Source organism: Halarchaeum rubridurum (assembly GCF_014647115.1).
GTDB lineage: Archaea > Halobacteriota > Halobacteria > Halobacteriales > Halobacteriaceae > Halarchaeum > Halarchaeum rubridurum.
Genome location: NZ_BMOO01000001.1, coordinates 232,475 through 252,311 on the forward strand (window position 1 = coordinate 232,475; position 19,837 = coordinate 252,311).

At 69.1% G+C, this 19,837-nt stretch carries 28 protein-coding genes and 1 tRNA gene; 6 read left to right on the forward strand and 23 right to left on the reverse strand.

The genetic code is table 11. From position 1 onward, the window contains the following. Window position 1: 1 nt before the first annotated feature. The 17 genes from IEX84_RS01225 to IEX84_RS01305 are packed head-to-tail and all read right to left on the reverse strand — an operon-like array spanning window position 2 to window position 8,949. Window positions 2–394, reverse strand: coding sequence for a 30S ribosomal protein S8 (locus IEX84_RS01225; protein WP_188869158.1), 393 nt, complete (start codon window positions 392–394; stop codon window positions 2–4). Between the two features lie 2 nt (window positions 395–396). Next, window positions 397–555, reverse strand: coding sequence for a 30S ribosomal protein S14 (locus IEX84_RS01230; protein WP_020220819.1), 159 nt, complete (start codon window positions 553–555; stop codon window positions 397–399). Further along, complete coding sequence (locus IEX84_RS01235) at window positions 552–1,070, reverse strand: 50S ribosomal protein L5 (protein ID WP_188869159.1); 519 nt, start codon at window positions 1,068–1,070, stop codon at window positions 552–554. The genes IEX84_RS01230 and IEX84_RS01235 overlap by 4 nt, the downstream gene beginning before the upstream one ends. Then, window positions 1,067–1,795 carry a 30S ribosomal protein S4e gene (locus tag IEX84_RS01240; RefSeq protein ID WP_188869160.1) on the reverse strand — a complete coding sequence of 243 codons (729 nt, stop codon included), beginning with the start codon at window positions 1,793–1,795 and terminating at the stop codon, window positions 1,067–1,069. Before IEX84_RS01240 ends, IEX84_RS01235 begins: the two co-directional genes overlap by 4 nt. Then, window positions 1,792–2,148 (reverse strand): 50S ribosomal protein L24, encoded by a 357-nt coding sequence (rplX, locus tag IEX84_RS01245; RefSeq protein ID WP_188869161.1) that lies wholly within the window; start codon window positions 2,146–2,148, stop codon window positions 1,792–1,794. The genes IEX84_RS01240 and rplX overlap by 4 nt, the downstream gene beginning before the upstream one ends. 1 nt (window position 2,149) lies before the next feature. After that, on the reverse strand, window positions 2,150–2,548 hold the full coding sequence (locus tag IEX84_RS01250; RefSeq protein ID WP_188869162.1) for a 50S ribosomal protein L14: 399 nt from the start codon (window positions 2,546–2,548) through the stop codon (window positions 2,150–2,152). Beyond that, complete coding sequence (locus IEX84_RS01255) at window positions 2,548–2,874, reverse strand: 30S ribosomal protein S17 (protein ID WP_188869163.1); 327 nt, start codon at window positions 2,872–2,874, stop codon at window positions 2,548–2,550. The genes IEX84_RS01250 and IEX84_RS01255 overlap by 1 nt, the downstream gene beginning before the upstream one ends. After that, window positions 2,865–3,272 carry a ribonuclease P protein component 1 gene (locus tag IEX84_RS01260; RefSeq protein WP_245188517.1) on the reverse strand — a complete coding sequence of 136 codons (408 nt, stop codon included), beginning with the start codon at window positions 3,270–3,272 and terminating at the stop codon, window positions 2,865–2,867. The genes IEX84_RS01255 and IEX84_RS01260 overlap by 10 nt, the downstream gene beginning before the upstream one ends. Further along, window positions 3,272–3,481: a 50S ribosomal protein L29 gene (rpmC, locus tag IEX84_RS01265; protein ID WP_188869164.1), complete on the reverse strand. Its 210-nt coding sequence runs from the start codon at window positions 3,479–3,481 to the stop codon at window positions 3,272–3,274. The genes IEX84_RS01260 and rpmC overlap by 1 nt, the downstream gene beginning before the upstream one ends. Further along, complete coding sequence (locus tag IEX84_RS01270) at window positions 3,481–4,458, reverse strand: 30S ribosomal protein S3 (protein ID WP_188869165.1); 978 nt, start codon at window positions 4,456–4,458, stop codon at window positions 3,481–3,483. Before IEX84_RS01270 ends, rpmC begins: the two co-directional genes overlap by 1 nt. A gap of 1 nt (window position 4,459) precedes the next feature. Beyond that, a complete protein-coding gene (locus IEX84_RS01275) occupies window positions 4,460–4,918 on the reverse strand; it encodes a 50S ribosomal protein L22 (protein ID WP_188869166.1) in 459 nt (152 codons plus the stop codon). A gap of 3 nt (window positions 4,919–4,921) precedes the next feature. After that, window positions 4,922–5,344, reverse strand: a complete 423-nt coding sequence (locus IEX84_RS01280; protein WP_188869167.1) for a 30S ribosomal protein S19 — start codon at window positions 5,342–5,344, stop codon at window positions 4,922–4,924. Window positions 5,345–5,347: 3 nt separating this feature from the next. Continuing rightward, on the reverse strand, window positions 5,348–6,064 hold the full coding sequence (locus IEX84_RS01285) for a 50S ribosomal protein L2 (protein ID WP_188869168.1): 717 nt from the start codon (window positions 6,062–6,064) through the stop codon (window positions 5,348–5,350). 2 nt (window positions 6,065–6,066) lie between these two features. Then, on the reverse strand, window positions 6,067–6,321 hold the full coding sequence (locus IEX84_RS01290; RefSeq protein WP_188869169.1) for a 50S ribosomal protein L23: 255 nt from the start codon (window positions 6,319–6,321) through the stop codon (window positions 6,067–6,069). Further along, the gene (gene rpl4p / locus IEX84_RS01295; protein ID WP_188869170.1) at window positions 6,318–7,070 is read right to left on the reverse strand and encodes a 50S ribosomal protein L4; all 753 of its coding nucleotides are present in this window, start codon (window positions 7,068–7,070) and stop codon (window positions 6,318–6,320) included. Before rpl4p ends, IEX84_RS01290 begins: the two co-directional genes overlap by 4 nt. 3 nt (window positions 7,071–7,073) lie before the next feature. Continuing rightward, a complete protein-coding gene (locus tag IEX84_RS01300; RefSeq protein ID WP_188869171.1) occupies window positions 7,074–8,093 on the reverse strand; it encodes a 50S ribosomal protein L3 in 1,020 nt (339 codons plus the stop codon). A gap of 4 nt (window positions 8,094–8,097) precedes the next feature. Further along, window positions 8,098–8,949: a putative RNA uridine N3 methyltransferase gene (locus tag IEX84_RS01305; RefSeq protein ID WP_188869172.1), complete on the reverse strand. Its 852-nt coding sequence runs from the start codon at window positions 8,947–8,949 to the stop codon at window positions 8,098–8,100. A gap of 211 nt (window positions 8,950–9,160) precedes the next feature. Here IEX84_RS01305 and IEX84_RS01310 point away from each other — a divergent pair. The 3 genes from IEX84_RS01310 (at window position 9,161) to mch (ending at window position 10,878) form a co-directional block, all read left to right on the forward strand. Beyond that, window positions 9,161–9,231: transfer RNA gene (locus tag IEX84_RS01310), tRNA-Gly, on the forward strand. A gap of 181 nt (window positions 9,232–9,412) precedes the next feature. Further along, window positions 9,413–9,748, forward strand: coding sequence for a thiamine-binding protein (locus IEX84_RS01315; RefSeq protein WP_188869173.1), 336 nt, complete (start codon window positions 9,413–9,415; stop codon window positions 9,746–9,748). Between the two features lie 194 nt (window positions 9,749–9,942). Then, a complete protein-coding gene (gene mch / locus IEX84_RS01320) occupies window positions 9,943–10,878 on the forward strand; it encodes a methenyltetrahydromethanopterin cyclohydrolase (protein ID WP_188869174.1) in 936 nt (311 codons plus the stop codon). A gap of 12 nt (window positions 10,879–10,890) precedes the next feature. On the opposite strand, the gene IEX84_RS01325 is transcribed toward mch, so the two are convergent. Continuing rightward, window positions 10,891–12,489 carry a GTPBP1 family GTP-binding protein gene (locus tag IEX84_RS01325; protein ID WP_188869175.1) on the reverse strand — a complete coding sequence of 533 codons (1,599 nt, stop codon included), beginning with the start codon at window positions 12,487–12,489 and terminating at the stop codon, window positions 10,891–10,893. Window positions 12,490–12,654: 165 nt separating this feature from the next. Here IEX84_RS01325 and IEX84_RS01330 point away from each other — a divergent pair, with 165 nt between their 5' ends. Then, window positions 12,655–12,837: a hypothetical protein gene (locus IEX84_RS01330; RefSeq protein ID WP_188869176.1), complete on the forward strand. Its 183-nt coding sequence runs from the start codon at window positions 12,655–12,657 to the stop codon at window positions 12,835–12,837. Between the two features lie 80 nt (window positions 12,838–12,917). Here the strand turns inward: IEX84_RS01330 and pyrF are convergent, their stop codons facing one another. Genes pyrF through IEX84_RS01345 form a run of 3 tightly spaced genes read right to left on the reverse strand, consistent with a single transcriptional unit; the run spans window position 12,918 to window position 14,583 of the window. Continuing rightward, window positions 12,918–13,718 (reverse strand): orotidine-5'-phosphate decarboxylase, encoded by an 801-nt coding sequence (pyrF, locus tag IEX84_RS01335; RefSeq protein ID WP_188869177.1) that lies wholly within the window; start codon window positions 13,716–13,718, stop codon window positions 12,918–12,920. Between the two features lie 37 nt (window positions 13,719–13,755). Beyond that, entirely contained in the window at window positions 13,756–14,142 is a 387-nt protein-coding gene (locus IEX84_RS01340) for a hypothetical protein (protein WP_188869178.1), read from the reverse strand. Continuing rightward, on the reverse strand, window positions 14,143–14,583 hold the full coding sequence (locus tag IEX84_RS01345; RefSeq protein WP_188869179.1) for a DUF2240 family protein: 441 nt from the start codon (window positions 14,581–14,583) through the stop codon (window positions 14,143–14,145). An 88-nt stretch (window positions 14,584–14,671) separates the two neighbouring features. On the opposite strand from IEX84_RS01345, the gene IEX84_RS01350 reads away from it, so the two are divergent. Next, entirely contained in the window at window positions 14,672–15,046 is a 375-nt protein-coding gene (locus IEX84_RS01350; protein WP_188869180.1) for a 30S ribosomal protein S8e, read from the forward strand. Between the two features lie 263 nt (window positions 15,047–15,309). Here the strand turns inward: IEX84_RS01350 and IEX84_RS01355 are convergent, their stop codons facing one another. Then, entirely contained in the window at window positions 15,310–17,535 is a 2,226-nt protein-coding gene (locus tag IEX84_RS01355; protein ID WP_188869181.1) for a CDC48 family AAA ATPase, read from the reverse strand. 175 nt (window positions 17,536–17,710) lie between these two features. On the opposite strand from IEX84_RS01355, the gene larC reads away from it, so the two are divergent. Next, complete coding sequence (gene larC, locus IEX84_RS01360) at window positions 17,711–19,066, forward strand: nickel pincer cofactor biosynthesis protein LarC (RefSeq protein ID WP_188869182.1); 1,356 nt, start codon at window positions 17,711–17,713, stop codon at window positions 19,064–19,066. 17 nt (window positions 19,067–19,083) lie between these two features. On the opposite strand, the gene IEX84_RS01365 is transcribed toward larC, so the two are convergent. After that, window positions 19,084–19,806 (reverse strand): hypothetical protein, encoded by a 723-nt coding sequence (locus IEX84_RS01365; RefSeq protein ID WP_188869183.1) that lies wholly within the window; start codon window positions 19,804–19,806, stop codon window positions 19,084–19,086. Between the last annotated feature and the right edge of the window lie 31 nt (window positions 19,807–19,837).

Below are 19,837 nucleotides of genomic sequence, written 5' to 3' on the forward strand. Positions count from 1 at the left end.
GTTAGTAGACGTAAGCGATGACCTGGCCACCGATGCCCTCTTCGCGGGCCTCGTAGTGGCTCATGATGCCGTGGCTGGTCGTCACGATGAGCGTCCCGTAGTCACGAGCCGGGAGGTAGCGCTTCTCCCACTGCTCGAACTCGTCGGCACCCACGGAGTATCGCGGGTTGACCGGGCCGCACTCGTTGATGGCACCCTTCAGTTCGACCTCGAACTGGCCACCCTTGCCGTCGTCGACGAACTCGAAGCCGTCGATGTACCCGCGGTCGTAGAAGACCTCGAGGACGGACCCGATGGTGTTGGAGGCGGTCGATATCGTGTGACTGAGGTGTCCGACGCTCTCGGCGTTGTCGATGCCGGAGAGGGCGTCGGAGAGTGGGTCTTTCCCTGTCATTGTTAGCTGTACTTCTTGAAGCCCATCGAACGGGCGATCTCTCGGAAGCACTGTCGACACAGCCAGACGTCGTACTTACCGACGAGGCCCTGATTGCGGCCGCATCGTCGGCACTCGTGGGTCTGGCCCGTCTCCTCGTGCTCGTGTGCTGCTTCGCTCATTGCGTGACCTCCACGTCGAAGTTCGCCTCGAGGAAGGAGATGGCGTCCTCGGTGTCGAGGCGGTGGTTCTCGGGGATCGGCTGGCTCCGCTTGTCCCGCTTGGAGACGCGGTAGCCGGGGCGGACGAGGTTGACCGTCACGTCCAGCCCGAAGATTCCGATGTTCGGGTCGTACTCCTGGCTCGGGAAGTCCGTGTGCTCCTCGATGCCGAAGGAGACGTTCCCCGTGTCGTCGAACTGCGCGCGCTTGAGGGAGACGGCGTCGAAGGCACGCGTCAGGAAGTCCACGGCGTCGTCACCGCGGAGCGTGACCTTCGCGCCAATCGGGTCGCCCTCGCGGATGCCGAACTCGGGCTCCGTGCGCTTCGCCGTCGTGCGCACGGACTCCTGGCCGGTGATCTCCTCGAGGATTTCCTCCGCGTTCTGGAGTTCGCGGCCACCCTGCCCGACACCCATGTGGACGACGGCCTTCTCGATGGTGGGCTCGCGCATCTCGTGGAACGTGGCGTCACTCATTCGTCGTCACCCTCCGGTTCGGACGCCGCGGTCTCGTCGTCGACGAACTGCTCGTCGATGACGAAGACGTAGTTCTCGACGGTCTCGAAGGAGCCCTCGTCGGTCTCGACTTCGACCGTGTTGTCGGAGCTCCCGGGCGAGACGGTGATCTCGGTGATCTCACCGACTTCGCCGGCGTGCTGGCCGGAGACGGCGGTGACGAGCGCTCCCTCCTCGTACGGGAAGTGCGCGAGCACGTCGTCGTTGTCGAGGTCGACGACGATGCTGTCGTTGCCGCTGTACTCGTCCTCCTCGACGACCAGATTGTGGCCGTTGTGGAGGTTGAGCTGAACGCGCCCGCCGTCGACGAGCGTCTTGTTCGTGACCTTCGCGAGTTTCCCGTCCGCGTCTGCGGCCGGAATCTCGGTCAGGGCGAGACGTCCACCCTCGTCGGGGAAGACGCGGTAGTACTCGTCGCGCTCCGGGAAGCCCAGGATGTCGAACATCCCGACGGGCTGCGTCACGTCACCGACGGTGTCGCCGTTGACGAGAACGCCGTCGTGGTGCGCGGCGTACTTCGCTTCCTTCGTCGTGTCGACGTAGCCGAGGACGTCCCGAAGAACGACGACGAGCGGAACGCCGGCCTCGCCGTGCGGGCCAGCGCCTGCCTTCGCCGTGAACGTGGCCGTCTTCCGCTCGACGGGCCACGACTTCGGTACGGAGAGTCGTTTCTGGTGGTTGCTCATTCGTTGTCACCCTCCAGTCGGGTTTGGCGCACGTCGTCGGAGAGATCGAGGCCCGTGACGCGGAGGTTCGAGGCGTCGAGCGCCCGGGGAACCTCCTCGCCGTCCGCGGCCTCGACGGTCACGCCGTCCACGTAGACGGCGGCGTCCTTCAGGTCGACGTCGGTGACCTCGCCCTCTTCGCCGGCGAAGTCGCCGCGCATGACCTCGGCCGTGTCGCCCGCGTTGACGCGGACGTACCGCTGACCGTACTCCTCGCGGAGGTCCTCCGCGAGGTGGGCACGAACCTGCTTCTGGCGCTCGTGGAGCGCCGCGTTCTCCGTGCGGGTGCGCTGTTTGTGTGGTTGTTCAGTCATGTTATACGATCATCGTCGCGGTGCTCGCGATGCTGCCGTACCGCTCCGCGACCTCCCGCGTGATGGGACCCTTGATTTCGGTCCCGCGAGGCTCGCCGAGGTCGTCGATGATGACCGCGGCGTTGTCCTCGAACTTCACGCGCGTGCCGTCGGGGCGCCGGATCGGTTTGCGCTGGCGGACCACGACGGCCTCCAGCACCTGTCGGCGCATCTCGGGCGTCCCTTTCGTCACCGAGACGGTGATCTTGTCACCGATCCCCGCCTTGGGGTGTCGGTTGACCGTCCCCTGATAGCCGGAGACGGACGTGACCTTGAGCTCGCGCGCGCCGGTGTTGTCGGCGCAGGTGATGAGGGAACCCTTCTCCAGTCCGGGCGTGACGTCGGCTTTGATTGCTTCCATCAGTTCTCACCCTCCGTGAGCTCGACGACCACGTGGGATTTGGTCTTCGAGAGCGGTCGTGTCTCTGCGATGCGTACCGTGTCGCCTTCTGCGATATCGAAGCACTCCGGCGCGTGTGCCGGAACCCGAGAACGACGCTTCATGTAGCGGTCGTACTTCGGGACGAATACGTCGTATTCGCGTTCGACGACGACGGTCTTGTCCATTGCCGTAGAAGCGACTTCGCCTTCGATGACCTGTCCGCGAACGGACAGACTGCCGTGGAACGGGCAGTCATCGTCGGCACAGTCGCCTTCGGGCGCGTCTACGTTCAGTCCTATCGCCATTGTGATTCGACTCCGTTTTCGGAGCGTAGTGCGGGCCGTGAGAGCAGTATATCGCCATCCACCGTAACGTAGGCCGCGTCCTCGCCCGTCGCGCCGCCGCGCGAGTCGGGTTGGGACGCGGTCCCGGCCCCCTTGCGGTCACGTCGACGCGTCGTCGACGCGGCGTCGGATGTCCTCCGAACGCGGGCCGCGGCTTCATCTATGAGTCGGAACTCGAACCTTCTTCCACCTTTCGGAACGCGCTTGGTGCCCGAGACAACCTCTATCACGAGGGTGTTGGTCGTCTCCGAGACGACCGTTCCCGCGATCCCGACCTGTGAGGTGTCGGGCGAGTCGACGACCCGCACCGGCAGGCCGACGAGTTCGTGTCGCGGGAGCGTCTCGGGCGTCAGCGTCATTATGCTTCGAGGTCGCCTTCTTCGCGCTGGATCGTCTTGATCCGCGCGACCGTCCGGCGGAGTTCGCCGATGCGGCCCGGGTTCTCCGGCGCGCCACCCGCGGCCTTCACGGCCTTCTCGTTGAGCAGTTCGGTCTCGAGCTCTTCGAGCTCGGCCTCACGCTCGGCGGGCGTCATGTCGCGGATTTCCTGGGTGTGGAGGATCGCCATTATTCCTCACCCTCCTCGTCCTCGGACGCTTCGGCTTCGTCCATCTCCTCGAGGAGCGCGTCGGCCTCCTCCTCGACGTCGGCCTCGACCTCGTCGAAGTCGTCGGGCTCGACTTCCTCTTCGAGTTCGTCGAGGGCCTCCTCGACGGCTTCCTCGGAGTCCGGCGGCGAGGTCGGGCTCGCACCCTCCTCGGACTCGACGGCCTCTTCGAGGATTTCCTCCTCGGCGACGTCGTCGTCGGCCTCGGTGAGGGCGTCCTCACCCGGGGCCTCGCCCTCGGGACCGCCGGCTTCGACGTCTTCGGGCTCCTCGCCTTCGAGGAGCTCCTCGACGCCTTCGCCTTCGAGTTCCTCCTCGTCGACGATGAGGTCCTCGATGTCGGCGTCCTCGTCGATCTCGAAGTCGTCGGGCAGCTCGGCTCCCGGCGGGATTATCTTGACGTCCACGCCGATGGTACCGAGCTTCATCACGGCGACGCCCTGGCCGTGGTCCACGATGGACTCGGCGGGTTCGCCGTTGTGCTTGATGTAGCCGCGGTTGAACTTCTCGACGCGGCCGCGGTTGCCGGTGACCTTCCCGCTCAGGACGATCTCGGCGCCGAGCGCGCCCGCGTCCATGATGCGGTCGATGGTCGTGTGACCGGCCTTGCGGAAGTACCACCCTCGTTCGAGGGCGTTCGCCAGGCGGTCCGCGACGATCTGTGCGTTCAGGTCGGGCTCGTCGACTTCCTGGACGTCGATCTGCGGGTCGTCCAGGTCGAAGCGCTCTTCGAGCTGCGTCGTGATCTTCCGGATGTTCTTCCCGCCCTTCCCGATGACCATCCCGGGCTTCTCGGCCTTGAGGACGATCTGGGTTCCCATCGGCGTGTGGGCGACGTCCATGCCGCCGTAGCCGGCGCGGGCGAGTTCCTCTTTGAAGAACTCGTCGATCTGGGAGCGCTGGAGCCCCTCCTCGATGAATTCGAGTTCGTCTGCCATGTTATTCTGCCTCCTCGATGATGAGTTCGACGTCCACCTGCGGGCTGTTCCACGCCGTCGCGCGGCCCATCGCACGGGGCTTGCGGCCCTGCGTCTCGCCGACCTTGTGGGCGGCGACGTGCGTGATGACCATCTCAGCGGGCTCGAAGCCCTGCTGTTCGGCGTTGTTCGAGACGTTCGTCAGGAGCTTCTGGAAGTCCTTCGTCGCCTTCTCCGGGTAGCGGCCGGCGTCCCAGCCCTCGATGTCGGAACGGTGTCCGACGCCGGAGTTGTGCTGTTTGAACGGCACCGACTGCTCCTCGTTCAGCACCGCTTCGAGGTACGATTCGGCGTCCGCGACCGTTTCGCCCTTGATCTCGCGGGCGATGGCCTTGCTGTGCTTCAGGCTGATCGGCCGCTCGCGGAGCATCCCCTTCGCGGTGGTCTCCGGGTCGGCGTCGACGCTGTAGCTGATTCCCATGGGTTATTTGAGCGGCACGAACTTCGAGGAGCGGGTCGCGCCGATACCCGCCTGCCCGTGTTCGACCGAGCTACGCGTCAGTTCGAACTCGCCGAGGTAGTGACCGATCATCTCGGGCTGCACCTCGACGCGCCCGAACTCCTGTCCGTCGTAGACCGCGAAGGTCAGCCCGACGAACTCGGGGAGGACGGGCATGTCGCGGAGATGCGTGCGGATCGGGTTGTTCGCCGTCTCCTCGGCGTCGCGCGCTCGCGCCTTCTCGAGGACCTTCTGGTGCTCCTCGGAGAGGCCACGGGTGATGGTTCGCCGCTGTCGCGCGGGGAGCAGTTCCGCGACGTCCTCCAGGTCCATGTCCTGGAGTTCGTCAAGGTCGTAGCCACGATAGGTGAACTCACCCTCGCGGCCGGTGCGGTATTCCGTACTCATGCGTTAGTTCCCTCCACGGCCGGTGCGTCGGGAGCCGATGTCCCCGACCTTCCGTCCGGGCGGCGCGTTCTTCGAGACGCTCTTCGGGCGACCGGGGTGCTGACGGCCACCGCCACCGAACGGGTGGTCGACGGCGTTCATCGCCACACCACGGACGCGCGGCCACTTCGTCCCGCGGGCCTTCATCTTGTGGTGCTTGTTTCCGGCCTTCACGAACGGCTTCTCCGTCCGACCGCCGCCGGCGACGACGCCGACGGTGGCGCGACAGTCCGGCGAGAGGCGCTTGACCTCACCGCTCGGCAGCTGCACGACCGCGGCGTCGCGCTCGTGCGTGACGAGGTCGGCGTTCACGCCGGAGGCGCGCGCGAACTTCCCGCCGTCGCCGGGCTGGTGCTCGACGTTGCTGACGGGGACCCCTTCGGGAATCTCCGCGAGCGGGAGCGTGTTGCCGGGCTCGACGGACGCCGAGATGCCGACTTCGAGCGTGTCGCCGACGCCGACGCCCTCGGCGGCGAGGACGAGGCGCTGGTCGCCGTCGTCGAACTCGACGCGCGCGACGGGAGCGCTCCGTGCGGGGTCGTGCTCGATGTCGACGACCTCGCCGGAGAGCACGTCGCCCTCGGGCTTCTTGTGTGACAGTTCCGCCTTGTATCGGTGCGACGGCGCGCGGAACGTGCTCGTCCCGCGGCCACGTCGCTGACCCTGAATCCTGCGTCCCATTGTTAGAACACCCCTATCCGGGAGGCGACGTCCTGCGCGTCGTCCTCCTCGGAGAGCTTGACGGTGGCCTTCTTCGTGCCGTCCATCGTCACCTGCGTGTTGACGGACTCGACGGTGACGTCGTACTGCGTGGAGATCGCCTCGCTGACGTCGCCCTTGGTCGCGTCGACGTCGACGATGAACTGGAGCTTGTTGCCGAAGTCCATGTCGTCCATCGCCTTCTCCGTGACGAGCGGGTACTCGATGATGCCGCTCATCGCTCGGCCACCTCCGAGAGCGCGCTCTCGGTCCAGACGGTGAGCCGACCGGCGTGCGCGCCGGGCGCGAGGTCCTCGGCGTTCACTTCGGCGGCGGTCGCGACGTCGACGCCCGCGAGGTTGCGGGCGGCCGTCGACGGACCGGTCTCGCTCGACGTGACGAAGAGGACGGAGCTGGGCTCGCGGTACTTGCGGCCGCGGAGCTTGCCCTGCCCGGCGCGGACGGTCTTGCCGTCGTCCGCGCGCTCGACGTCGGCGTGCGCGCCGACGGCTTCGAGGAAGGAGACGACCTCCTTCGTCTTCACAAGGTCCTCGAACGCATCATCGACGACGAGCGGCAGTTCGAGATCGTCGTCGAACGCGTGGCCGCGCTCTTCGACGAGTTCCGCGTCGGTCGTCGCCGCGATGGCGGACCGGACGGCGAGCTTGCGCTCCTTCTTGTTGACCGTCTTGCCCTGGTCTTTCTCTGCTTTCGGCGGGTGCGCCTTCCGGCCGCCCACGGTCTGCGGAACGCGTGCGCCACGCCCGTTCGTCTGGGGGACGTGGGCCATACCGCGTCCGCTGCCCATGGATTCGGCGGGGGTGCGCAGACCCGCGTACTCGTCAGCGCCGTACTGCTGTTTTCGATTGGCCTGTGCGGCGAGGACCGCCCGACGGATGAGGTCGGGGCGGTACGCCGTCTCGAAGACCTCCGGGAGGTCGACGGAGCCGGCGTCGTCGCCATCGAGGCCACGGACTGTTGCCTGCATGATTTAGCCCTGGTTCGACGCGGTGCTCACGTAGCGCACCTCGGGGTCGAGGCGCGGCGATTCGTTGGGTCGGATGGCCGGACGGAAGCGCAGGAGGCGCTTCTCGGGGCCGGGCAGCGAGCCCTTGATGAGGGCGTACGAGCCGGAGACGTCCCCGTAGTTCGGGAAGCCGCCCGCGGCCTCGACCGCCTCGTCGTCGCCGTCGCCGAAGTCGACGAGGCGCTTGTTGAGCTCGGTGCGCTGGTGGTAGCCGGTCTGGCCCTGCTGGGGAACCGTCGAGCGAACCCGGGAGGGGTTCCACGGACCGAGGTTCCCGATGCGGCGGCGCCAGCCCTGGCGCTTGTGTTTGCCCTTGCGTTTCTGGACGCCCCAGCGCTTGACGGGGCCCTGGGTGCCCTTGCCCTTCGTGACGCCGGAGGCGTCGAGGAACTCGCCAGCACGGAAGACGTCACCGAACTCGTGCTCGCCGCCCTCGCTGAGGAGCTCAAGCGCGAAGTCGGCGCGCTCGTCGAGCGAGCCGCCGCCGACGCGCGTCTCCATGACGTCGGGCTTCTTCTTCGGGACGCCGGAGAGGCCCGCGGGAACGGTGTGGGTGACGACGCGGAGGTCGTCGACCTCACCGTTCTCCACGAGCTCCTCGATGGCGCCGTAATCGCCGCGCGCTGCCTCGGAGGGGACGTCGAGGGTCCGGTCGAGGTCCGCGTCGAGGTCCTCGGACCAGACTTCCGTGACCGGCTTCTTGCCGTACGGCGTGTCCTCGTACGCCCGCACCGCGGCGGCGCGCATCGCGGGTGTTTCGACGACGGTGACGGGGACGGTCGTCTCCATTCCCTCGGTGGGGGAGTTGGACTTGTCGTCCACCATCACGACGTGACTCATGCCTGCCTTGTACCCGGCGAACCCCTGAAGTCCGGGCTGGCCGTCATCGTCGGGCCAGCTGTTGAAGCGCGGGACTTCGCTCGCCGCGCGCTTACGGGGACCGAACCCCAGAGAGCCTTTGCGTGGTCGGTTTGGTTGTGGCATCGTATCACTCCGTGAGCGTCAGGCATGCGAGTGAGGCGAACATCGCTTCTTCCGTTCGCACGACCTCGCTACCTTGGTCGGGGATGGTGTTGAGCCAGGTGTCGAACCCCCCGGGTGCGCGGGTGGACTGGGCGGGGTCGAACTCCCTGACCGCGTCGGCGTCGATGCCGAGCATGGGCGGTAGCCCGCGTTCGGGCGAGCCGAACGCCACGGTCAGTCCGTCCTCGTGGACGCGCTGGGTGAGGTCGCCCACGGTCGCGGTGCCGACTGGCACCCCGAAGCGTGACGTGGCGACCCGGAACCCGGCGTCCGGACGGTCGAGTTCGTCCCCGATGGCCCGAGTGAAGACCTGGAAGCCCGGTGGGGCCTCCTCCACGATCCTCGCTCGGACCGGTCGTCGCGAAGATACCCTGATGGTCACGCGCTCCCCCTCCGAGACCTCCATATCGCCGGGGAGGTGGAGGGAGATCGGGTGTTGCATACCGCAATTGACCCGAACGCGCCCTTCAGATCCGACCTGGGTCACGATCCCTTCTCGATGCGACCCCGAACCGCTCGATTCGGAGCCGGTCCATGACGAGAGGCGGAGCGGCGGCAGGATGCCGGCGTACTCCAGTTCGTCGCGGGTGTCGAAGGCCTCCTTTCGGAGGTAAGGTGGCGTCGCGGCGTACCGCAACACCGTTTCGACGAACCCGACGCCCCAGCGGCGTTCCCCCTCGGGGTCCGGAAAGACCACGAGGCGATCCGCCCGGAAGACCGCGGCCGCGCGGGCCACGTAGCCGAGCTTGCGAGTCGCCTCGCGTTTGTCCTCGGCTTCCCGGCAGATGGACGACGGCACGAGTACGCTGCGTGTCATGCCTGTTCGCGTCCACGTCTCGTCACGAGACTGTAGCCACACTACCGACGGGGCGCTAAAAAGGGTGTCGTTACGCGTTCGGCCCCGTGAAGCCGTCTCACGGCCGTAGACGTGTGCTAGGAGGGAACACGAACCGGCCGAACACGTCGAGGGCGCGGCGTCGCTTCGAAAGTCTTTTTTATACCCGGCACCTCGGATGAATTGCAGACGCGCACTGGTAGTGTAGTGGTATCACGTGACCTTGCCATGGTCACAACCGGGGTTCAAATCCCCGCCAGTGCATTTCTCCACAGACCTCCGCCACGGAGCGACGGCGTTCGTCGTTTCCCGTTCGGTGTTTAGCGACGTCGTCGAGTGACGTGCGTCGAGAGTCGTACGACGGTCGTACCTCGGCTGTCCTTTCGTTCTTCTCGCGTGCGCGCGTGACGGTACGTCTATGTGGGGACGGCACGTGTCTCCGCACATGACCGTAATCGGGTTTCTCAGCGTCGCACCGGTCCGAGAGGGGAGTATGGCGGCGGACGTGGCGAAGGCCGTCGACGCGCTCGACGACTTCGACGTCTCCTACGAGACGACGCCGATGGGGACGACCATCGAGGCCGCGGACGTCGGGACGCTCCTCGACGCGGTCGAGGCGGCCCACGAGGCCGTGCCGGGTGAGCGAGTGAGCACGTTCCTGAAGATCGACGACAAGCGGACGTCCGAGGAGTCGGCCGTCGAGAAGGTCGCGGGCGTCGAGCGGGAGTTGGGGCGGGAAGCGCGACGGCGACGCGAGGAGAAATCGGACGGCGAGCGGTGAAGCTGCCGATCTAGTCCCGCACTCCTTCGCTCGCGCGGACGGCGTTCGTGTGGGGAGCACGGGAGACGCGCTCGTGCGCACAGCACAGCGGGAACGCGGCGCGGTTCCGGGTGAGAACGGGTTCGCGTCGCGCACTCGATCCGGAGAGAACGGGACTGCAAACGTTTTACCGCGGGACGGCCGAACCCGCGGGTATGGAGAGCATCAACCGGATGGCTGTCGAGTTGGCCGACGAGGCGGTGGAGTTCGCGGGCGAACTCGACGTCGGCGCGTTCGACCTGGAGAACGGCGCGACGGTACTGGACTTCGGCGTCGAACACACGGGCGGTATCGAGGCCGGCCTCCTCCTCGCGGAGATTCAGACGGCGGGGTTGGCGACGGTGCAGACCGGGATGGACACGGTCGCGGGCGCGCCCGTCACGCACGTCGAACTGGCGTGCGACCGACCCGACCTCGCACTGCTCTGCTCGCAGAAGGCGGGCTGGGAGCTCTCGGTCGACGGCTACGAGGCGCTGGGGTCGGGGCCGGCGCGCGCGCTCGTCGCCGAGGAGGCGGAGTTCCGCGAGCTCGGCTACACGGACGCGTTCGACCTCTCGGTGTTGACGCTCGAGTCGGACGCCCTCCCGACCGAGGGCGTCGCGGACCTGATCGCGGAGCGCGCGGAGGTGAACACGGACGGTCTCTACCTGCCGGCGTACGCGGCGGCCTCGACAGCGGGGAGCGTCTCCGCGGCAGCGCGCGCAGCGGAGATGGCGACGTTCCGCCTCTTCGAGGCGGGGTACGACCCCCAGGACGTTCGCTCGGTGAACGGTCGCGCGCCGGTCGCGCCGGTCGCGGGCGACGAGTCGACGGCGATTGCGCGCGGGATGGACGCGCTGGCGTACGGCGGGGAAGTGTACGCGACGGTCGAGACGGACGACTCCGAGGCGTTCGAGGCGGTGCCGTCGACGGCGGGCGAGGAGTACGGCCGGCCGCTCGGCGAGGTCTTCGACGACGTCGAGTGGGACTTCGCGGAGGTCGCGGCGGGGGTCTTCGGGCCGGCGCAGGTGACGGTGAACGTCGTCGGCGGGCCGACGTACGCGCTCGGTGGGACGGACGAGGAGGTCCTCGCGGAGAGCTTCGGGCTCTGAGCGCGGACGCGCTCAGTCGAGGAGCCCCGTGACGGTGCCGACGCCCTTGCTCGAACCCTCGCGGAAGACGAAGCGCTGGCCCTCCTCGACGAGGTAGGGCCGGAACTTGAACTCGACCGTCGCGCGCCCGGTGTCGCCGGGGAGGAGTTGGCCGCCCTCGGGGTGGAAGCGCGCGGCCTCGCTCGCGGTTTCGAGGTGGACGACGGGTTCGTAGCCGTCGTCGATGCGCGTGGGGTGGTTGAGCACCATCACGTCGGCCTCGAAGGCGCGCGTCGGCGTCGGGTCGGCGTCGCGCGGGACGAGCACCATGCCGCGTTCGAGTTCGGACTCGCGGACGCCGGCGAGCGCGATGCCGACGATTCGGCCGGCTTCGGCCTTGTCGACGCGGTGGTAGTGCATCTCGATGCTGCGGGCCTCGACCTCGCGGAAGGAGCCGTCGCTGAAGGGGCCGAGGAGGAGTTCGTCGCCGGCCTCGACGGTCCCGGACTTGATGGTGCCGGAGGCGACGGCACCGACGCCGGTGACGCTGTACGAGCGGTCCACGTACATGCGGAAGTCGCCGCCCGCGGCGGCGGTTTTCGGGAGGCGCTCGAACAGTTCGTCGAGGACGTCGAGGCCCTCGTCGCCGACGGCGCTCGTGCGGACGATGGGGACGACGGCGTCGTCCGTCTCCTCGACGGCGGCGTCGACGCCGTGGCGCTCGACGGGGAGCGGGGTCCGGCCGGTGTCGCGGAGGAGGCGCTCGACATCGCGTTCGACGGCCTCGACGCGGGCGTCGTCGGCGAGGTCGGTCTTGGTGATGGCGACGATGGTGGGGAGTTCGGTGGCGAGGAGGACGCCGAGGTGTTCGCGCGTCGTGTCGGTCGGGCCGTCGTCGGCGGCGACGACGAGCAGGCCGTAGTCGATCTTCTGGCCGACGAGGCCGCGAATCGTGGTGCGGAGCCACGGCTCGTGGCCCACGGTGTCGACGAAGGAGACGACGCGGTCGGCCTGCTCGACGACGGCGGCCCGCTCGTGTTTCCGGTGGGGGTTCTCGACGCGGACGGGGCCGTCGCCGTCGAAGCCGTAGACGCCGTAGGAGAGGTCGGCTGAGAGGCCGCGTTCGACCTCGTGGGGTTGGACGTCGAGGAAGCTCCGGGTGTCGCCGTCGCCGTCGTCGGCGCGGCCGGTGACGAGCGAGCCGACGAGCGTGGACTTCCCGTGGTCGACGTGGCCGGCGGTGCCGACGATGACGTGGTCGTCGTCCGCGGTGAGTTGGCCGCCGTCGCGGACCGTGGCGACGCCGACGAGCCCGGGCCCCTCCGTCCCCCACGTCTGGACGTCGTCGATGTGCGCGCTGGCCTCCTCGGCGAGGAGGCTGAGGACGTCGAGGGTCTCCGAGAAGGCCTCGGGGTCGATGCCGGCGATACCGCCGTCGTCGGTGACGCCGACGACGTACTGCGCCTCGCCGTCGCCGGAGAGGACGCGGTGGCGGAGTTGGGCGGCCAGACTCTCCAGTCGCCCCTCGGCGAGGTGGACCTCGCGCGTGAGGCGCTCTTTGAACTCCACGTGCCCACCCTCCTGCTCGCCGCGTTCGAGCGCGCGATGCAGGACGGATCGGTCGACGCTCATGGACGCGTGTTAGTGACCACCTACCAAAAGCCTTCCCCGGGTGAGACTCCGGAGACGACCCGAGACGTCCGTATTCGCGGGGGAGCACGCTCGCTGGCCCGGCGTGGAAACACCGTCCCCCGTTCGGCCCCCGAGTTGATGTACCGTCGTCGCCTGCGAGGGCGTATGAGCGTCACCGGGCTCTGTCAGATATGCGAGGCCGCCGAGGCGCGGTTCGCGTGCGACCGTTGCGGGGCCGTCGTCTGTCAGGCGCACTACGATCCGGGACTCGGCCTCTGCGAGGAGTGTGCGGCCGAGGAGCGCCGCTCGCGGGGCGAAGACATCGGCGACTTCCGCGGGCCGCGATAGCGGGCGGTGCGTGCGACGGTATCGGGAGCGGGAGAGTCGCACGAGTCGGGAGCGCGACAGCGCGCGCCGTCGCCGGCGCGTCAGCGGTACTCGTTGAGTCGGTCGCGGAGTCGCTTCGCGGCCGCACCGGCGGCGCGGTCCCAGTCCTCGCGCTCCTCGCCGGCGAAGATGATGCCGCGCGTGGAGTTGACGACGCCGACGCCCGCCGCGGTGCGACCGTGTTCGACCGCGGCCTCGACGTCGCCGCCCTGCGCGCCGACGCCCGGCACGAGGAAGGGCAGGTCGGGCGCGATCTCCCGCACCCGTTCGAGCTCTTCGGGACGGGTCGCGCCGACGACGAGGCCGACGTTGCCGTGTTCGTCCCACTCCGCCATGCGCCGGGCGACGTGCTCGTAGAGGTACTCGTCGTACGAGGCGAGTTCGAGGTTCTGAAAGTCCTTCCCGCCGGGGTTCGAGGTGCGACAGAGGGCGAAGATTCCCTTCTCCTCCCGGGAGAGGAACGGCTGGAGGCTGTCGCGGCCCATGTAGGGGTTGACCGTGATGGCGTCGGCTCGGTCGAGCGCGCTCGCGTACTGCCGGGCGGTGTTGCCGATGTCGCCGCGCTTCGCGTCGAGGATGACGGGCACGTCCTTCCCGTGCGCGTAGGCGATGGTCTCCGCGAGCGCGCGCCACCCGTCCGCGCCCTCGTAGAAGGCCGCGTTCGGTTTGTAGCACGCGGCGCACTCGTGCGTCGCGTCGATGATTCGGCGGTTGAACTGCCAGCGCGGCAACTCGGCGTCGCGCACGTCCTCCGGGAGGCGGTCAGGGTCGGGGTCGAGTCCGACGCAGACCATCGTGTCCCGCGAGTCGATGCGCGCCGCGAGGTCCTCGAAGAAGCCCATAGCGTCGGTGCGCGTCGGGCGGGCCTAAACGTACTGCTTACCCCTCGCGCGCCGCGTCGAACGCGGCCCGGAACACCGGGAGGACGCGCTTTGCGTCCGCGCCGTCAGCGACGAAGACGAGGAGCGCGGGCGGGTCGGTGGCGCGCGGGCGCGCTCTGAGGTCGGCGTCGTCGGCGGCGCGCTTCGCGGCGTCGAGGCCGGCGGCGAACTCCACGCGGACGCGTTCGGGGAGGACGAAGACGGACGCGACGCGCGCCTCTCCGAGCGTGACGTCGTACGCGCGCGCGCCGTCGGGCGTCGCCTCGACGTCCGGGTCGGCGTCCGTCACGGCCGCGTCCGCGAACGGACCGGTCTCGCGGCCCGTGAGTTCGGAGGCGAGCAGTTGGGCGATTCGCGTCCCGTCGTCGAGGGCGCGCTCGACCATTCAGAGGTCCTCCCCGGCCTTCCGGGCGGCCGCGGCGACGTCGACACCCTCGCGGCGCGCGTGCAGGACGGCGGCGACGTCCGCGGTCACGCCGAGCTCCCGCTGGAGGGCGTTGACGGCCGCGACCGACTCCTGTCGGTCCGCGCCCGCGGAGACGACGGCGTCGAGCGCCGTCTCGAACGCCGAGCGCTCCTGGAACAGCGACTCGTCGGGCGAGAACTCCTCGGGAATCGACACCGCGTCGAGGTCGAACGTCGCCACGAGGTCGCCCTCGTCGCGTTCGAGGAGGCCCTCGCCCGTGGCGACGTCGACGAGGCGTTTGGCCTGGTCCGGGCTCATCCAGTCCCGGTCCAGCGAGAGGGCGACGACGAACTCGTGCTCGCCGAGCCGGTCGCGGCCCTCGGAGACGAAGGGCGCGCCGACGGCGATGCGGAGGCTCATGGCTCGGGAGAGCGCCCGCGCCGGCCTAAAGACGACGGGTCCCCACCGGACCGAACGGCTTTAGTACGTAACGACGCCATCTCGGGGTATGCAGTACCAGGGCCGCTCCAAGCGCACGAAGACGGGTGCGCGAACCCGCCCGCACTCGAAGAAGAAGAAGCACGAACTCGGTCGCTCCCCCACGGAGACGACGGTCGGCGAGGGCCGCTTCCGCGTCGTCGACTCCCGCGGCACCGGGACGAAGGTCCGCGCGCTCTCCACGGACGTCGCCAACGTCACCGACGACGGCGAGACCGAGCACGCGACCATCGAGGACGTCGTCGAAAACGACGCGAACCCGAACTACGCCCGCCGGAACATCATCACGAAGGGCGCAGTCATCGAGACGTCCGCCGGGAAGGCGCGCGTCACCTCCCGCCCCGGGCAGGACGGGCAGGTCAACGCCGTCGCCGTCGACGAATAACGACTTCTCTCCCGCTGTTCTCTCACCCGCCGAGCGACGGCCATCCCGACCGACGCGCTCGCGCTCCGCTCGCCGATGCGACGCTCGGCATCGGCAAAGAGGCGGGAGAGCGACGACGCCGACGGGGCCAACTGAATCACGTGGGCTAGCGTCCGCGCACCGAGCGTTACCGAGATGACGGTGTCGTCTCGTTCGCCGATCAGAAATCTTTGATCTCCGATGACGCCGGGCGCGCTTCGCGCGCCCAAGCGCGGCAAAAGGGACTACTGGAAGCCGATGTGGCCGCCCTCGCGGCGGTCCTGCCCGGGCGTGTTGCCGCCCTTGAACTGCTCTTCGACCTGGTCGTAGTAGTCGAGGATGTCCTCGGTGATGGTGGGGCGGACGTTCTCCAGGGCGGCCCGGAAGTGACGCATCTCGACTTCCTCGGCCGTCTCGTCGTCGCGGAGGGCCTCGATGGCGGCCTCGCGGGCGATGGAGGCGAGGTCGCTGCCGACGTAGCCGTCCGTGATCTCGGCGAGTTCGCGCAGGCTCACGTCGGGGGCGAGCGGCGTGTCCTGCGTGTGGATTTCGAGGATGCGCTCGCGACCCTCGACGCCGGGCTGGCCGACCATGACCATGCGGTCGAAGCGCCCGGAGCGGATGAGCGCGGGGTCGATGATGTCGGGGCGGTTCGTCGCACCGATAACCATCACCTCGCCCATCTCCTCCAGCCCGTCGAGTTCGGTGAGGAGCTGGTTGACGACGCGTTCGGAGACGTTGTTCCCGACCTCCTGCCCGCGGCCGGGCGCGAGGCTGTCGAGCTCGTCGAAGAATATCACCGTCGGGGAGACCTGCCGGGCCTTCCGGAAGGTCTGGCGGATGGCCTTCTCGGACTCGCCGACCCACTTCGAGAGGAGCTGGGGGCCCCTGACGGAGATGAAGTTCGCGTTCGTCTCGTTGGCGACGGCCTTCGCCATCAGGGTCTTCCCCGTGCCGGGCGGGCCGTAGAGGAGGACGCCCGCGGGCGGGTCGATGCCCATGCGGTCGAACTTCTCCGGGCTGTTGAGCGGCCACTCGACGGCCTCCTGGACGTCCTGTTTGGCCTCGCGGAGCCCGCCGACGTCGTCCCACGATATCTTCGGGAGTTCGACGAGGACTTCGCGCATCGCCGAGGGCTCGACCTCGCCGAGCGCGCCGCGGAAGTCCTCGCGCTTGACTATCATCCGGTCGATGAGGCTCGGCGGGATGTCCTCCTCGTCGAGGTCTATCTCGGGGAGGTACCTGCGAAGCGCGCGCATCGCGGCCTCCTTCGTGAGGCTCTCGATGTCCGCGCCGACGAAGCCGTGCGTCTCGCCGGCGAGGTGCCCGAGGTTGACGTCGTCGGAGAGGGGCATCCCGCGCGTGTGTATCTTGAGTATCTCCTCGCGGCCGACCTCGTCGGGGACGCCGATCTCGATTTCGCGGTCGAAGCGCCCGGGACGGCGGAGCGCGGGGTCGACGGCGTCGACCCTGTTGGTCGCCGCGATGACGATGACCTGCCCGCGGCCTTCGAGGCCGTCCATCATCGTGAGGAGTTGGGCGACGACGCGGCGCTCGACCTCGCCCGTGACGTCCTCGCGTTTGGGCGCGATGGAGTCGAGTTCGTCGATGAAGATGATGGAGGGCGAGTCCTCCTTCGCGTCCTCGAATATCTCCCGGAGTTGCTGTTCGGATTCGCCGTAGTACTTCGAGATTATCTCCGGGCCGGCGATGGAGAAGAAACTCGCGGAGGTCTCGTTGGCGACGGCCTTGGCGAGCAGCGTCTTCCCCGTGCCGGGTGGCCCGTGGAGCAACACCCCCTGTGGCGGCTCGATGCCGAGTTTCTGGAATATCTGGGGGTGTTTCATCGGGAGTTCGACCATCTCCCGGACGCGCTGAATCTCGTTCTGGAGGCCGCCGATGTCCTCGTAGGTGATGCCGCCGCCGGTGCGCTCGAAGCCGCTGATGGGCTCCTCGCGGAGTTCGACGTCGGTGTCCTCGGTGACGAGGACGACGCCCTCGGGGTCGGTCTCGACGGCGATCAGCGGAATCGCCTGCCCCGGGGAGCGCATGAACGGGTGGTTCGTGGAGGACATGACGGGGACGATGTCGCGCTCGACGACCGGGCGCTTGAGAATCTGGCGTTTGACCATGCCGGCCGCGTCGGAGCCGAACTGGACGCTCGCCTCCTCGGGGGGTGCGAGGACGAGCGAGTCGGCCTTCTCGGCTTCCGCCTTCCGAATCTCGACGCGCTCGCCGATGCCGACCTCGGCGTTCTGACGGGTGAAGCCGTCGATGCGGACCGTATCGGTGTTCCAGTCCTGCCGGTCGGCCCGCCAGACCTTCGCGGCGGTGGTCTCCGCGCCCTCGATTTCGATGATGTCGCCCGGGCTGAGCTTGAGGTGGAGCAGCGTGTCGGGGTCGAGGCGCGCGATGCCGCGCCCCGAGTCGTTCGGGTACGCCTTCGCAACCTCGAGTTGGACTTCGTTCATTATCTGGGGTGTCCGGTGTGGGTAGTTTCTCGCCGCGCGGGGGAAACGTCTTCCCCCGGACGAGCCCTATGTGCCACGGTATCACACCCGGGTACATAGCGCTGACGCTCGCACGAACATCGGCCGGTGTCGGCAGATGGGCACGCTTTTCGCCGCCGCGCGTCCCCCTTTCCCTATGACCACGCTCGCCTTCGACGGCCGGACGGGCGCGAGCGGCGACATGCTCCTCGGCGCGCTCGTCGCCGCCGGCGCGGACTCGACCGTCCTCGAACGCGTCGAGGACGCCCTCGACGTCGCGTACGACGTGACGACCGTGACGAAACGCGGCGTTCGCGCCACCGCGGTGTCGGTCACGCACGGGGACGCGCCGGACGACGACCGCGGTGCGGACGAACGCGACGACCACGAGCACGAACACGACGGGGGTCGCGGCCACACGCACGCGCACGACGACGCGGAGGGGCACGGTCCCACCCGGACGTACGTGGAGGTCCGCGCGCTCGTGGAGTCGATGGGGCTCCCGGAGGCCGTCGAGGCGGACGCGCTCGCGGTCTTCGAGGTGTTGGGGCGCGCGGAGGCCGCCGTCCACGGCACCGACCTCGACGACACGCACTTCCACGAGGTTGGGGCGGACGACGCCGTCGCGGACGTCGTCGGGGCGGCGCTCCTCCTCCACGACCTCGACCCCGACCGAATCGTGACGACGCCCGTGTCCGCCGGGAGCGGCGAGGTGTCGATGCACCACGGCACCTACCCCGTCCCCGCACCCGCGGTCGTCGAAATCGCCGAGCGCGCGTCGTGGCACCTCCGGGGCGGCCCCGTCGAGACCGAGCTGCTCACGCCGACGGGCGCGGCGCTCCTCGCGCACTACGCCGAGGGCGTCGACGAGACCCCGGCGATGCGCGTGTCGGAGTCGGGGTACGGCGCGGGCTCGACGAACCTCGACGAGCGGCCGAACGTCCTGCGCGCCGTCGTCGGCGAGGAGCGCGAGGACAGTGCAGAAAGCGAGGACGGGACTCACGGCGCGGCTCACGACGAACGCGTGGCGCGCGACGGCCTCGTCCGCGACGACGTCGTCGTCCTCGAAACGAACCTCGACGACGCGCCGCCGGAGGTGCTCGGCGGCCTCCAGGACACGCTCGCTGACGCGGGCGCGCGTGACGTCTCCATCGTCCCGCTGACGATGAAGAAGTCCCGGCCCGGCCACCTCGTGAAGGTGATCGCGAAGCCCGCGGACGCGGGCGCGGTCGCGCGCCGCCTCGCGGAGGAGACGGGGACGCTCGGAATCCGCGAGACGGGCGCGCGCCACCGCTGGATCGCCGAGCGCGACTTCGAGACGGCGGAGATAGCGGTCGAGGGGGAGACGCACGCGGTGTCGGTGAAGGTCGCGCGCGACGCCGCGGGCGAGGTCTACGACCACAGCGCCGAGTACGACGACGCGGCGGCGGTCGCTGCCGAGACCGGGCTCCCGGTTCGGGAAGTGATGCGGCGGGCGGTCGAGGCCGTGCGCGCGGAGCGCGCGGGGACCTGACGGCGGGGGACGCGACGCTACTGCCCCTCGTGGCGTTCGAGCGCCTCGTCGAGCGTCAGCTCCCCCGACGCGACCCGCCGCGCGAGGGCTTCGGTGATGGTGCGGTTCTCCGCGGAGCGCTCGCGCGAGCGCTGCTTGATGACGTCGAGTTCGCCCGCGGTCGGCTCGAAACTGCGCTCGCCGACGACCTCGCCAGACAGGCGCGCGATGTTGACGGCGGCGAGCACGTCGTCCATCCCGCGCGCACCCCGGCCGAGGTAGGGCGTCGTCCCGGTCTCGTCGACGAGTTCGACCGTCGCGTCGTCGAGGCCGTCGATGATGCGTGCGCCGTGGCGGCGCGCGCCGTCGCCGACGCGGACGAGCGGGTCGGGGGCGTCCGCGATCTCCGCCAGCACGACGTCGGCGGCGTCCTCCACGGGGACGTGGAAGACGGCGACGACGAGGTCACCGGAGAGGACGGCGATGCCGGGGCGCGGGCCGGGGTCGACGCCGACGACGGTCCGGCCGCCGCCCCGAAGGAGCGTCAGGGCCTCCTCGACGGCCGCGCGGGGGGCGTCCGGGTCCGCGACGACGACGTCGCAGGGGACGTCGAGGTCGTCCCCGGGGCCGGTGACGACGACGTCGGCGTCGGCGGGGAGGGGGGCGCCGGGTTCGACGGTCGTGAACGCGGCACCGCGCTCGCGGAGTTCGCCGACGACCTCGTGGTAGACCTCGAAGTCGGCGGTGGCGACGACGATCACGGCCGGACGCAGGGCGAGCGCGGGCAAAAAC

What these genes read in the sequence shown, in the direction of transcription:
- IEX84_RS01225 (WP_188869158.1), bottom strand. Translation starts at nt 394, where the DNA reads ATGACAGGGAAAGACCCACTCTCCGACGCCCTCTCCGGCATCGACAAC.
- IEX84_RS01230 (WP_020220819.1), bottom strand. Translation starts at nt 555, where the DNA reads ATGAGCGAAGCAGCACACGAGCACGAGGAGACGGGCCAGACCCACGAG.
- IEX84_RS01235 (WP_188869159.1), bottom strand. Translation starts at nt 1,070, where the DNA reads ATGAGTGACGCCACGTTCCACGAGATGCGCGAGCCCACCATCGAGAAG.
- IEX84_RS01240 (WP_188869160.1), bottom strand. Translation starts at nt 1,795, where the DNA reads ATGAGCAACCACCAGAAACGACTCTCCGTACCGAAGTCGTGGCCCGTC.
- rplX (WP_188869161.1), bottom strand. Translation starts at nt 2,148, where the DNA reads ATGACTGAACAACCACACAAACAGCGCACCCGCACGGAGAACGCGGCG.
- IEX84_RS01250 (WP_188869162.1), bottom strand. Translation starts at nt 2,548, where the DNA reads ATGGAAGCAATCAAAGCCGACGTCACGCCCGGACTGGAGAAGGGTTCC.
- IEX84_RS01255 (WP_188869163.1), bottom strand. Translation starts at nt 2,874, where the DNA reads ATGGCGATAGGACTGAACGTAGACGCGCCCGAAGGCGACTGTGCCGAC.
- IEX84_RS01260 (WP_245188517.1), bottom strand. Translation starts at nt 3,272, where the DNA reads ATGACGCTGACGCCCGAGACGCTCCCGCGACACGAACTCGTCGGCCTG.
- rpmC (WP_188869164.1), bottom strand. Translation starts at nt 3,481, where the DNA reads ATGGCGATCCTCCACACCCAGGAAATCCGCGACATGACGCCCGCCGAG.
- IEX84_RS01270 (WP_188869165.1), bottom strand. Translation starts at nt 4,458, where the DNA reads ATGGCAGACGAACTCGAATTCATCGAGGAGGGGCTCCAGCGCTCCCAG.
- IEX84_RS01275 (WP_188869166.1), bottom strand. Translation starts at nt 4,918, where the DNA reads ATGGGAATCAGCTACAGCGTCGACGCCGACCCGGAGACCACCGCGAAG.
- IEX84_RS01280 (WP_188869167.1), bottom strand. Translation starts at nt 5,344, where the DNA reads ATGAGTACGGAATACCGCACCGGCCGCGAGGGTGAGTTCACCTATCGT.
- IEX84_RS01285 (WP_188869168.1), bottom strand. Translation starts at nt 6,064, where the DNA reads ATGGGACGCAGGATTCAGGGTCAGCGACGTGGCCGCGGGACGAGCACG.
- IEX84_RS01290 (WP_188869169.1), bottom strand. Translation starts at nt 6,321, where the DNA reads ATGAGCGGCATCATCGAGTACCCGCTCGTCACGGAGAAGGCGATGGAC.
- rpl4p (WP_188869170.1), bottom strand. Translation starts at nt 7,070, where the DNA reads ATGCAGGCAACAGTCCGTGGCCTCGATGGCGACGACGCCGGCTCCGTC.
- IEX84_RS01300 (WP_188869171.1), bottom strand. Translation starts at nt 8,093, where the DNA reads ATGCCACAACCAAACCGACCACGCAAAGGCTCTCTGGGGTTCGGTCCC.
- IEX84_RS01305 (WP_188869172.1), bottom strand. Translation starts at nt 8,949, where the DNA reads ATGACACGCAGCGTACTCGTGCCGTCGTCCATCTGCCGGGAAGCCGAG.
- IEX84_RS01315 (WP_188869173.1), top strand. Translation starts at nt 9,413, where the DNA reads ATGACCGTAATCGGGTTTCTCAGCGTCGCACCGGTCCGAGAGGGGAGT.
- mch (WP_188869174.1), top strand. Translation starts at nt 9,943, where the DNA reads ATGGAGAGCATCAACCGGATGGCTGTCGAGTTGGCCGACGAGGCGGTG.
- IEX84_RS01325 (WP_188869175.1), bottom strand. Translation starts at nt 12,489, where the DNA reads ATGAGCGTCGACCGATCCGTCCTGCATCGCGCGCTCGAACGCGGCGAG.
- IEX84_RS01330 (WP_188869176.1), top strand. Translation starts at nt 12,655, where the DNA reads ATGAGCGTCACCGGGCTCTGTCAGATATGCGAGGCCGCCGAGGCGCGG.
- pyrF (WP_188869177.1), bottom strand. Translation starts at nt 13,718, where the DNA reads ATGGGCTTCTTCGAGGACCTCGCGGCGCGCATCGACTCGCGGGACACG.
- IEX84_RS01340 (WP_188869178.1), bottom strand. Translation starts at nt 14,142, where the DNA reads ATGGTCGAGCGCGCCCTCGACGACGGGACGCGAATCGCCCAACTGCTC.
- IEX84_RS01345 (WP_188869179.1), bottom strand. Translation starts at nt 14,583, where the DNA reads ATGAGCCTCCGCATCGCCGTCGGCGCGCCCTTCGTCTCCGAGGGCCGC.
- IEX84_RS01350 (WP_188869180.1), top strand. Translation starts at nt 14,672, where the DNA reads ATGCAGTACCAGGGCCGCTCCAAGCGCACGAAGACGGGTGCGCGAACC.
- IEX84_RS01355 (WP_188869181.1), bottom strand. Translation starts at nt 17,535, where the DNA reads ATGAACGAAGTCCAACTCGAGGTTGCGAAGGCGTACCCGAACGACTCG.
- larC (WP_188869182.1), top strand. Translation starts at nt 17,711, where the DNA reads ATGACCACGCTCGCCTTCGACGGCCGGACGGGCGCGAGCGGCGACATG.